The organism is Candidatus Deferrimicrobiaceae bacterium, assembly GCA_035256765.1.
Classification (GTDB): domain Bacteria; phylum Desulfobacterota; class Deferrimicrobia; order Deferrimicrobiales; family Deferrimicrobiaceae; genus CSP1-8.
Genome location: DATEXR010000117.1, coordinates 1 through 10,085 on the forward strand (window position 1 = coordinate 1; position 10,085 = coordinate 10,085).

11 protein-coding genes are annotated in these 10,085 nt (G+C 63.4%); 5 read left to right on the forward strand and 6 right to left on the reverse strand.

The window, feature by feature from the left end; translation table 11 throughout:
* Nucleotides 1–759: NAD(P)H:quinone oxidoreductase (wrbA, locus tag VJ307_03830; GenBank protein ID HJX73264.1), on the forward strand; the 759-nt coding region annotated here is incomplete at its 5' end.
* 40 nt (nucleotides 760–799) lie between these two features.
* On the opposite strand, the gene VJ307_03835 is transcribed toward wrbA, so the two are convergent.
* Complete coding sequence (locus tag VJ307_03835) at nucleotides 800–1,423, reverse strand: DsbA family protein (protein HJX73265.1); 624 nt, start codon at nucleotides 1,421–1,423, stop codon at nucleotides 800–802.
* 198 nt (nucleotides 1,424–1,621) lie between these two features.
* Entirely contained in the window at nucleotides 1,622–2,446 is an 825-nt protein-coding gene (locus tag VJ307_03840; protein ID HJX73266.1) for an isoprenylcysteine carboxylmethyltransferase family protein, read from the reverse strand.
* Nucleotides 2,447–2,597: 151 nt separating this feature from the next.
* On the opposite strand from VJ307_03840, the gene VJ307_03845 reads away from it, so the two are divergent.
* Both VJ307_03845 and VJ307_03850 read left to right on the forward strand, forming a co-directional pair.
* Nucleotides 2,598–3,749 carry a rhomboid family intramembrane serine protease gene (locus VJ307_03845; GenBank protein HJX73267.1) on the forward strand — a complete coding sequence of 384 codons (1,152 nt, stop codon included), beginning with the start codon at nucleotides 2,598–2,600 and terminating at the stop codon, nucleotides 3,747–3,749.
* A 375-nt stretch (nucleotides 3,750–4,124) separates the two neighbouring features.
* Nucleotides 4,125–4,814, forward strand: a complete 690-nt coding sequence (locus tag VJ307_03850) for an FKBP-type peptidyl-prolyl cis-trans isomerase (protein HJX73268.1) — start codon at nucleotides 4,125–4,127, stop codon at nucleotides 4,812–4,814.
* 21 nt (nucleotides 4,815–4,835) lie between these two features.
* On the opposite strand, the gene selB is transcribed toward VJ307_03850, so the two are convergent.
* Nucleotides 4,836–6,755, reverse strand: a complete 1,920-nt coding sequence (gene selB / locus VJ307_03855) for a selenocysteine-specific translation elongation factor (GenBank protein HJX73269.1) — start codon at nucleotides 6,753–6,755, stop codon at nucleotides 4,836–4,838.
* Here selB and VJ307_03860 point away from each other — a divergent pair.
* Entirely contained in the window at nucleotides 6,754–7,098 is a 345-nt protein-coding gene (locus VJ307_03860) for a Smr/MutS family protein (protein HJX73270.1), read from the forward strand. The genes selB and VJ307_03860 overlap by 2 nt on opposite strands.
* A gap of 9 nt (nucleotides 7,099–7,107) precedes the next feature.
* Here VJ307_03860 and VJ307_03865 read toward each other — a convergent pair whose 3' ends face one another.
* A complete protein-coding gene (locus VJ307_03865) occupies nucleotides 7,108–7,455 on the reverse strand; it encodes a metalloregulator ArsR/SmtB family transcription factor (GenBank protein ID HJX73271.1) in 348 nt (115 codons plus the stop codon).
* Between the two features lie 103 nt (nucleotides 7,456–7,558).
* On the opposite strand from VJ307_03865, the gene VJ307_03870 reads away from it, so the two are divergent.
* Nucleotides 7,559–8,026, forward strand: coding sequence for an arsenate reductase ArsC (locus VJ307_03870; GenBank protein ID HJX73272.1), 468 nt, complete (start codon nucleotides 7,559–7,561; stop codon nucleotides 8,024–8,026).
* Nucleotides 8,027–8,452: 426 nt separating this feature from the next.
* Here VJ307_03870 and eno read toward each other — a convergent pair whose 3' ends face one another.
* Complete coding sequence (eno, locus tag VJ307_03875; protein HJX73273.1) at nucleotides 8,453–9,736, reverse strand: phosphopyruvate hydratase; 1,284 nt, start codon at nucleotides 9,734–9,736, stop codon at nucleotides 8,453–8,455.
* A 74-nt stretch (nucleotides 9,737–9,810) separates the two neighbouring features.
* On the reverse strand, nucleotides 9,811–10,085 hold a 275-nt coding region (locus VJ307_03880; protein HJX73274.1), incomplete at its 5' end, for a hypothetical protein.

Consider the following 10,085-nt stretch of genomic DNA (forward strand, 5'->3'; position numbering starts at 1 on the left):
CCGCCAGAGAAGTCCCGGCTCGGTTTCGCCTCCGGGGTCACGCTTGCAGGGGGGCGGCCCTTCCGGAATCGAAACCGGCGGAAAGGCATCCCTGTTATATATTTCGATATCGGGATGTTCACGTCGAACGCAAGGGAGGGACGGACGATGAAAGTGTATGTGGTCTTCTACTCCATGTACGGGCATGTCTATAGGATGGCGGAGGCCATCGCCGAAGGGGTGAAGGAGATAAAGGGGGCGGAAGTCTTCCTGCGGCGGGTTCCGGAGACGCTTCCGCCGGAGGTCCTCGGGAAGATGGGTGCGGTGGAGCCCCAGAAGGCGTTCGCCCACGTGCCGGTCTGCACGGTGGACGAGCTGGCGCAGGCGGACTCGATCCTCTTCGGGACCCCGACGCGCTTCGGCAACATGTGCGGCCAGATGCGCCAGTTCCTCGACGCCACCGGCCAGCTCTGGATGCAGGGGGCGCTCGTCGGCAAGGTCGGATCCGTTTTCACGAGCTCTGCGACCCAGCACGGCGGGCAGGAGTCGACCATTTTGTCCTTCCACGTCACCCTGCTTCACCAGGGGATGGTCGTCGTGGGCCTTCCGTACGCCTTCCAGGGCCAGATGCGGATCGACGAGATCACCGGCGGATCCCCCTACGGGGCGTCCACCATCGCGGGCGGCAAGGGGGAGAGGATGCCGAGCGAGAACGAGCTGGCCGCCGCGAGATTCCAGGGGAAGCACGTGGCGTCCATCGCCGCGAAACTCGCGAAATAGAGGGAAGAACCTTTTTATCCCGGGGCCGCAGGTACCGCGGTCAGGGCGGGGAAGGAAGAGCCTCCCGGGCCGCGGCAAGCAGCGTCTCCGTCGGGACGGCCCCCACGACGATCCGGTTTCCGATGAGGTAGGCGGGAACGCCCGTGATGCCGAGCTGCCCGGCGATCGCCTGGTTCGCGCGAAGCATCTGCTCGTAGGCCGGATCGCGAAAGGCCCGCTCGACGATTTCGGGCGACACCCCCGCTTCTTGCGCCAGGCTCCGGAGGACCCCGTCATCGCCGATGTTTCGCCCTTCTCCGAAAAAGGCCGCGAAAAGCTTTTCGTTCAGGGCCTCGAAGACCTCCGCTCCTTCCTCCTTCGCCGCCTCGGCCAGAAGGAGCGCCTTGTGGGAGTTCGTCGTGATCTTCCGTTCGGCGAGCGTGATCTTCTCCTCGTCCGCCATCCGGGAAAGATTCGCCATCATCTGCCGCCACTGTTCCGGTGGGTAGCCCAGTTCCGAAACCGGCACCCCCCCGGGGGGCGTATCCGGGTGGATCTCGAGAAAGCGCCGCTCGACCTTCAGATCGTAGCGCTCGGTGAGCCTCGCCAGTCGTCTGTCCCCTACATAGCAGAACGGGCAGATATAATCGGAAAATAAAACTACCGGAAGTTCCGGTTTCTCCATCCCGCCGACCGCCCTTCCCCCTGTTGGGGCGTAATGGATATTGGATACCCGGGCGAATCGGGCGATTCGCCCTTCTTTCGGAGAGACACTCTCACCGTGGACATTCCAAGGGGGGACATTCCGGGGACATTCCTATTTCGAGTAGTATGTTGAGGAGTGTCCCCCCGAGCGTTGAGGAGTGTCCCCCCCCAGCGCTGATTAGTGTCCCCGCACACGAAACGGGAGGAATCGGGGGACACGGCGCTGGTAGTTCCGGTACTCCTCCCCGAATTTGCGGACCATCCGCCGCTCCTCGAAAAACGTCCCCGCATAGAAATAGAGGATGACCATCGCTGCGGAGACGAGGGAATTCCGGGTCTGAACGGGGTGGAAGGCGAGGATCACGGAGATGCCGAGATAGAGCGGGTGGCGGACGATGCCGTACGCCTTGTGGGTGAAGAGACGGTCGTTGCGTTCCGGTTCCGGGGGTTCCCCTTGTTTGCTCCGCCGCCACTGGGTGATCCCCACGAACTCCTTTAGGTCCCAGGGGGTAAAGAATAGAAGCGCGGCCCCGCCGATCTGGACGACATGGAACAATAACCGAATTGTCCCCTCCAGACGGTAGAGCGGCCGGTCCGGCACGGCCTGGAGATACAGCACGAGGAGGAGGAATGCGGCGGCGGAATAGACGGTGAAGAGATAACGGTGGTGCGCGGCGAACGAGCGCTCCCCCATCATGCGGCGCGCCCAGCGCTCGTATCGTTCCGATACGGTCAGGCTGTGGAATGCCCCGAATGCCGTCCACGCAAGGATGACGCGCAGTACGTCCAGATTCCCCTCCTGCGCTCGCCGTGACCGGCACGATCGTTTTCTTCCCGCAAAGGACGGGGGAGAAGGCCTTCCGGCGGCGCCTTTTTCGACTATATCACCGAGCCCTTTTTCCCCATTCGGAACTTCCGGAAAGCGTTTCGCGGGAGGGCGCCCGAAAGGGAGAGGGTCACGTCGGTGTGAGATTCTTAAGGGGGATAATTTCCGGGAACTGATGGTGTTTCGCCATCAGTTTCTCTTTCCCCCCCCTCGAACATGCTTTGAGAAGATAGATCGATTCGACGTTGCGCAAGGCCGATCGCCCTTTCGTGGCCGGCGCGCGGGAAAGACTCCCCCGGCTTCTGTTCGGCCGGTTATACTGGGCCGGATGGATTGCCCTTTCTGCAAGATATCCTCCATGCGGCGCGTGCTCGCGGGGGGGAAGGAGATCGACCGGTGCCTTTCCTGCGGCGCCCTCTGGTTCGACTGCGGGGAGATCCGGGAACTCACCGACGGGCGCCTTGCGGCGGACGCGGAAGGGGAAACCCTCCCGGAGCCCCGGGGCGGGGAGCTCCCGAAGATGCACCGGCAGGCGGCGTCGCTTTTCTGCCCGCGGTGCGGAGGGCATATCCGAGCGGTCGACTTCCAGATGACGGGGATCCCCGTGCTTCACTGCCTTGCCTGCCACGGATATCTCGCCCCGCGCCGCTGCGCAGCCGCCATTTCCGCCCGGTTCCGTTCCTTCCGTCAGCAGGGCAAGGCGTTCGCGGATCTGGGGGAGTCGCTCGCCAGGGCGGTCAAGCGCCGGATGGAGCTTCAGCACGGCCCCGTCGTGCGCCCCTCCGACGTGCAGATTCCCCTCCCGGTGGTGGTTCCGCTCGCCGACGGGGGACCGTCCCCTTCGTCGTTTCCCGTCGTGACCTACCTTCTGATCGGGCTTTCGATCGGAGTCTACCTCTTCTCCCGGATCGGGGGAGGGACCCCGTCGCTGCCGGGAGGCCTTTCCGGGCTGCCGCCCGGGGCGGGGATCTCCTGGGGTTTTCTTCCCGCGGTGCTCGTCTCGATCTTCCTGCACGCGGGCGTGCTGCCGCTTGCCGCCGGCGTCCTCTTCCTGTTCGTCCTGGGGGATAACGTCGAGGACCGGATGGGGTGGCTCCCGTTTCTTTTTCTTTATCTTTTGTGCGGCGTCTTCGCGGGGGCGGCCCACTTGCTGTGGGGGAAGCCGGAAGGATACGCGGCCCTCGGGTCGGCGGGGGCGGTGGCGGGGGTGCTGGGCGCCTATCTCGTCTTCTTCCCGGACGTCTCCATCCGGATGTACGGGCTGGGGCAGATCCGGACCGTCCCGGCCTATCTGTTCGCCTGCGCTTGGGTGGCCGCCGCGTTCCTCATCGGCCCCGGCCCGTTCACGGATCTTGTCAACCCCGCCCTCCTCTCCCTACCCGGGAACATCGCGGGATTCGGGGCGGGGGTTTCCGGCGCGGTTCTCTGGCAGTTCTGGGAGACACCGTCCCCCGTTCCTCCCCCCCCGGACGAAGGATGACGGTTTTTCCGCAGATTCGACCTGTCCTCCCGGCCTTATAAGGAATCAAATGGGTGAACGGAGAAGAGGAATCCGCAAGGCAATTCTTTTCCCAATTGTCGAGAAATGTTCCCCTTTTTCTCCCGGCCGATGTCCCGCCCCAGGGCCCCGGGATTCCTCCTCACAGGGAATATTAATATTATCAATAGGTTACGACATGTTCGCCGGTCGTTCCAATAGGAATTGATTTTGCATCCCTTACAGGACATATTTCTTTGTTTTGTTTCATAATTTATTACGTTTCGAGGGAAATTCCCGCGAATTGTCGAGAGGCGTCGGAGGAATTCCAGCGAGGCAGGACGATCCGGCCATCGGGGGATAGAGAAAAGGGGAGAGATGAAACGACTCCTTTTCGCGGCGGTTATTGCCGTTTGCTTCTCTGGAGTATGCCTCGCCGGGGAGAAGACGGAACGGAAGGACGAGAACGACCGGGTGAGCTACAGCGTTGGGTATCAGATCGGGGGGGACTTCAAGCGCCAGGGAGTGGAACTGAATCCCGAAAAACTCGTGAAAGGGATCCAGGACGCCCGGTCCGGCGCGGAGCCCCTGATGACCCGGCAGGAAATGCACCAGGCCCTGGTGGACCTGAAAAAGAAGATCATGGCCGAGGAGCGGAAGCGGCGGAAGGAAGAGGCCGAGAAGATCCGCAAGGATGGGGAGGCGTTCCTCGCCGCAAACGGGAAGAAGAAAGGGGTGGTGACCCTCCCGAGCGGCCTGCAGTACAAGGTGATCGTGGAAGGGTCCGGGAAGTCGCCGAAGGCGACCGACGAAGTCACGGTTCACTACCGAGGGACCCTCATCGACGGGACCGAGTTCGACAGTTCCTACCAGAGGGGGAAGCCGTCGACCTTCCGGGCCGACAGCGTCATCGCCGGCTGGAAAGAAGCCATTCCGATGATGAAGGAAGGCGCGAAGTGGGAGCTCTTCCTCCCCGCGGACCTGGCCTACGGCGAACGCGGCGCCCTCCCCAACATTCCCCCCAACTCCGCCTTGATCTTCGATGTGGAGATGATCCAGGGGAATTGAGCCCGTCGCTTCCCGGGGTTTCTACTTTCCTTTGCGCAGCACCCGTTTGTCCCCCACCCGCAGGGTGACCTTGGACATGTCGAAGTGTTCGAGCAGCGGGATGACGTATTTCCGTGAGAGGCCGCCCGCCAAGTCCTTGAACTCCGGAACGGTGATCTCGCCCTTCTTCTCGAGGGAAGAGACGAGTTTCTCCTTCAGGCCCCCGATCACGCCCGCGTCGAAATAAAGATCCTTGACGCGCACGATGGCGCCCGACTTGACCAGTCCCTCGAGCGTCTTGTCGAACTCCTTTTTGTCCGGGGGGCGCAGCGTGTCCACAAGCTCCGGCTTCGACAGCGCGGCGAGGCCCGAATCGCGCAACTTCTGCGCAATCGAATGGGCCAGGGAAGAGGTGAGCTCGACCGACCTGGGGCGCCTCGCGGACAAGAGGAAAGAATCCCCCGTTCTTTCCGTCTCCGGGCGTGCCGCGAGGGAAAGTTCGACGAGTTCCGGGTCGGTCCCGACGGGAAACTGGGCGGCGATCTCCTCGCGGAGGAACCCCTCCCGGTCCGGGAAGCGGTCGTGGAGCGCCGCCAGCGCGAGGATCCCCTCCGTTCCGATCTCCTCCACGGTGGCGGAGTGCCAATAACGGTTCCCGCCGGCATCCGCCCGGATCTTTTCCGAGGAAAGGAGGCGCTCGATCCGGCCTTGCGCCGCGGCAAGCCCTACCCCTGCGATGACGGCGGCCTCCTTTTTCCCGAGCCCTTTACGCCCCGCCTCCTCGAAGGCGGCCAGGATCCGGGCCGCCGGCTCGGGCGACCGCAAAACGGGCAGCGCCGGCGGGACCGCTTTTCCCGTCCCCCTGCGCCGCGGGGGATAGGGGTTCAGGATTTGCCCTCCCCCGATCGTGTACCCGAAGTTCTCGAGCGGGGAGAAGCCGCGCAGGATGAACCGGTCCCCCCCCGCGAGGACGATCTCCTCGTCGAGCTCGATCCTTGCGTACCCCGATCCGCCGGGCGGTATCTCCGCGGCGCCGTACAGAAGGACCTTCGCCAGGGAAGAGGATGTTCCCGCGTGGAACGAGGCGCGCGCGCGGTTTTTCAGCGGCCGGGGGGCGAGCGGCAGGTATTCGAGGTATGCGTCGGCCGCCTTCGTGGGGGTAAAGGTTCCCGGGTGGCACAGGACCGACCCGCGCGGCACGCTCTCTTTTTCCACCCCCTGCAGGTTCACCGCGGTGCGCGTTCCCGCGGAGGACGATTCCGCCTGCCCCCCGTGGACCTGCAGCCCCCGGACGCGGGCGACCGGCCCGCCGGGCAGACCCTGGATCTCGTCCCCCGTCCGGACGGTCCCGCCCGTGATCGTTCCGGTCACCACCGTGCCGAACCCTTTCATGGAAAACGACCGGTCGACGGGAAGGCGGAAGAAAAGCTCGGGGTCCTTTCCCTTGACGCGCGCCGCGATGGCGTCGAGCGCATCGACAAGCGCCGGAAGCCCCTCCCCCGTGACCGCGGAGACCCGCACGACGGGGGCGTCGCGAAGGAAGGTGCCCCCGACGAATTTTCGCACCTCCTCTTCCTGGAGGGCGGCCCAGTCGGCGTCCGCCTTGTCGCATTTGGTCAACGCCACGAGCCCGTCGCCGATCGAGAGGAGCCGGCAGATGTCGAGGTGCTCCCGCGTTTGGGGCATCACCCCCTCGTCCGCGGCGACGATCAGCATCACGATGTCGATCCCGGCGGCGCCCGCGACCATCGTCCGAACGAACTTCTCGTGCCCGGGCACGTCGATGATCCCCGCGAGCGTCCCGGAGGGGAGCAAAAGGTGGGCGAACCCCAGTTCGATCGTGATCCCCCGCTCCTTCTCCTCCTTGAGCCGGTCCGGGTCGACCCCGGTGAGCGCCTTGACGAGCGCGCTTTTGCCGTGGTCGATGTGACCCGCCGTTCCGACGATCACCCTCTTCGACATGGGCCTATCTTACCGGATCCGGGGGGAGGTGGTATGGTTAAGGGGAAGAGAAGGGAGGAAGGAGGCGGCGCTGGACTCCCCGCACAGGATCCCGATCGAGGACCACATCGACCTGCACGCCTTTTCCCCGAAAGAGGTCGTCTCCGTGGTGGAGGAGTATCTCGAGGAGGCGTCGAACCAAGGCTTGCGGCAGGTCCGGATCATCCACGGACGCGGAACCGGAACACAGAGGCAGATGGTCCGGGCCGCTCTTTCCCGCCACCCGAGGGTGGAGGCGTTCGGGAACGCCCCGCCCGAGGCCGGCGGATGGGGAGCCACCTTCGTGCTCCTGCGGGGTCCTTGAAGGAGAGCCCTATCTCCGAAGGGTGATCTCGATCCGGTTCACGCTCTTGACGAGGGTATGGTCCTTCTTGATGACCTGTTCGCCGTCGAGCGATTTCTTCATGAGGGACAGCACGGCCGCGTGGAGCGGGGACGCCGGCTTGTCGGGGAGTCGGTAATCGATCCAAAGGCCGTCCTTCTTGGATTCGACGAGCCCGGCCTCGGATAGGGTCTTCAGGTGGTGCGACACGTTGGGCTGCGATCCTTTGAGGACGTGCTGGATCTCGCAGACGCATAAAGGCCGTGCCTCGAGCATCTTCAGGATCCGGAGACGCGTCTCATCCGACAGGGCCTTGAACAGTTTGGTCGTGGTCTTCAATGGAATCCCCCCCCCCGGGTAATAATATAACGTAATCCTTGCAGTCCGGCGCGGTCAAGCGGGACGATGGGGAGATCGGGCGGGGCGGCGGCGAGGGGGAATGATGGCGAAGGGGAAAGCGAAAGGGTCGCGCGAGGGGCGCAAAACCGTGCTCTTCCTGTGCACCGGGAACGCCTGCCGCAGCCAGATGGCCGAGGGGTGGGCGAAGGCGCTGAAATCGGAGGAGATCGAGGTCTTTTCCGCCGGAGTCGCGCCGTGCTACGTCCATCCGACGGCGATCCGGATCATGGCGGAGGCGGGGGTCGACATCTCCGGGCAATACTCCAAGCACGTGGAGGAGATGGACGGAATCCGCTTCGACTACATCGTGACGCTTTGCGACCACGCCGGCAAGGTGTGCCCCTACCACCCCGGCCTCGGGAAGCGGGTCCACCGTCCGTTCGAGGACCCCGTCTACGCGCGCGGGACGGAGGAGCAGGTGCTCGCCCGCTTCCGGGACGTCCGGGACCAGATCCGCCGTTTCGTCGAGGGGATGCCGGAGAATCTCGAGGACCCCGCGGGGGAAGGGTGAGCCGGCCGCCATGAAGGGTTTCGTCGTACTCCCGCCTTCCCGGGCGCTTCCCCCGCCGGGGCCCGCGGACGCGCCGTCCCACCAACCTCTTCCCCCGCTACTTCGTGGTCCGGAGCGAGCGGCACCTCGAGCAGATCAAACACCAATTTATGGATGCTGTCGATCCTGCCGGAGAACACGATCATCTTACCCCCGTCGGACGCCCGTGAGATCGCGGTGAATATCCCAAACCGGGTGAAGCAAGTACGGAGCGGGACGCTCAAGCCGATGTCGGCTGCGGCGGGAAGATGTTTGGTTAGCCCTCGAACCGCCTGTTCCTGAATATGTGGGACGTGCACCGGACATTGTGGTGGAGAGTCCGTTACCGCACGCCTCGCCTACACGTCATCGCCAAGGCCGGGGCCTATTAGCCTCAGTCGATCCCTTTCAGCGGCACCGGAAGGGTTTTCCGTCCGCAAATTCCGCCGTATTACCCAACTCTTCCTGAATGCGCAGGAGTTGATTGTATTTACATACCCGATCGGTCCTACAGGCACTGCCGGTCTTGATCTGCCCCATCCCCATCGCAACGGTGAAATCGGACAAAAAGGGATCCTCCGTCTCCCCCGACCGGTGGGAAACCACCGCCGTCCAGCCGGCATTCCTTGCCATTTGCACCGCAGCCACGGTTTCACTGATGGTCCCGATCTGGTTCAGCTTGATCAGAACGGAATTTGCTGCCCGTTCCTCTATGCCCCGGGAAAGAAGAGCGGTGTTGGTCACGAAGATGTCGTCCCCGACGATCTGGACCTTTTCTCCCAGTTCCGCCTGAAGCATCTTCCACCCGGCCCAATCGTTTTCCGCCAGCCCGTCCTCGATCGACACGATCGGGAATTGGCGGACGAGGTCCGCATAGAGCGCGACCATCTCCTCGGAGGTCCGGGCGGACCCGTCGGATTTTGAAAAGACGTACTTCCCGTCCTCGAAAAACTCGCTTGCCGCCGGGTCCAGCGCGATCGCAACGTCCTTTCCTGGCCGAAAACCTGCTGCCGAGATTCCTTCCAGGATCGCCTCGATCGCCTCCAGGTTGCTCTTGAGCATGGGGGCGAATCCTCCCTCGTCTCCTACGGCCGTCTGATACCCTTTTTTCCGCAAGACGCCTTTCAGGGCGTGGAACGTTTCCACTCCGAGGCGCAGGCTCTCGGAGAACGTGGGCGCACCGTGGGGAACGATCATAAACTCCTGAAGATCGACGTTGTTGTCGGCATGCTTCCCGCCGTTGATGACGTTCATCATCGGGACGGGAAGGAGATTCGCCGTGGGACCGCCGAGATACCGGTAAGCGGGCAAACCTAGCGAGAGGGCCGCGGCCTTGCAGGCGGCAATGGAGACGCCGAGAATGGCGTTCGCCCCCAGCTTTTCCTTGTGGACCGTTCCATCCAGACGGATCATTGCGCGGTCGATGACAAGCTGTTCGGCGGCGTCCATTCCGATGACGGTCGGTCCGATGACTTCATTTACGTTTTTCACCGCGCGAAGAACCCCTTTCCCGCCGAACCGTTTCTTGTCCCCGTCGCGCAGCTCTACGGCTTCCCTTTTTCCCGTCGAGGCTCCCGAGGGGATCGCGGCCCGCCCGAGAACTCCGTTCTCCAGCACAACGTCCACTTCGACGGTCGGGTTCCCGCGCGAATCGAGGATCTCCCTGGCGACTACCTTCTGGATTCTGTTCATCCGTCCTCCTCCTTGGAGAGATTTTTTTCGGCCGATAGAAACGACGACCCGGGCAAACCGATGAAAATAGCCCGTTATTCTCCACCATCACCGGGGATCGGTTCCCTCGCTTCCATTTCCCGGCGGTAGGCGGCCACCAGCTCCCTGATTTCCTGGGGAGGATCGCCAAATTCGAGGAGCACCTTCCGGAGGAACCGGATCTCCTGGCGAAGCTGTCTGTTTTCCCACTCGATACATCGGTAAGACGCCTCGGTCCCCGAAAGCCGCATCTCCAGATTTCGGATCTCTTCCGACATTTCATATGCCTTGAAATTGATCGCGGCAAACCGGGTGGACAGCTCGTTGACCA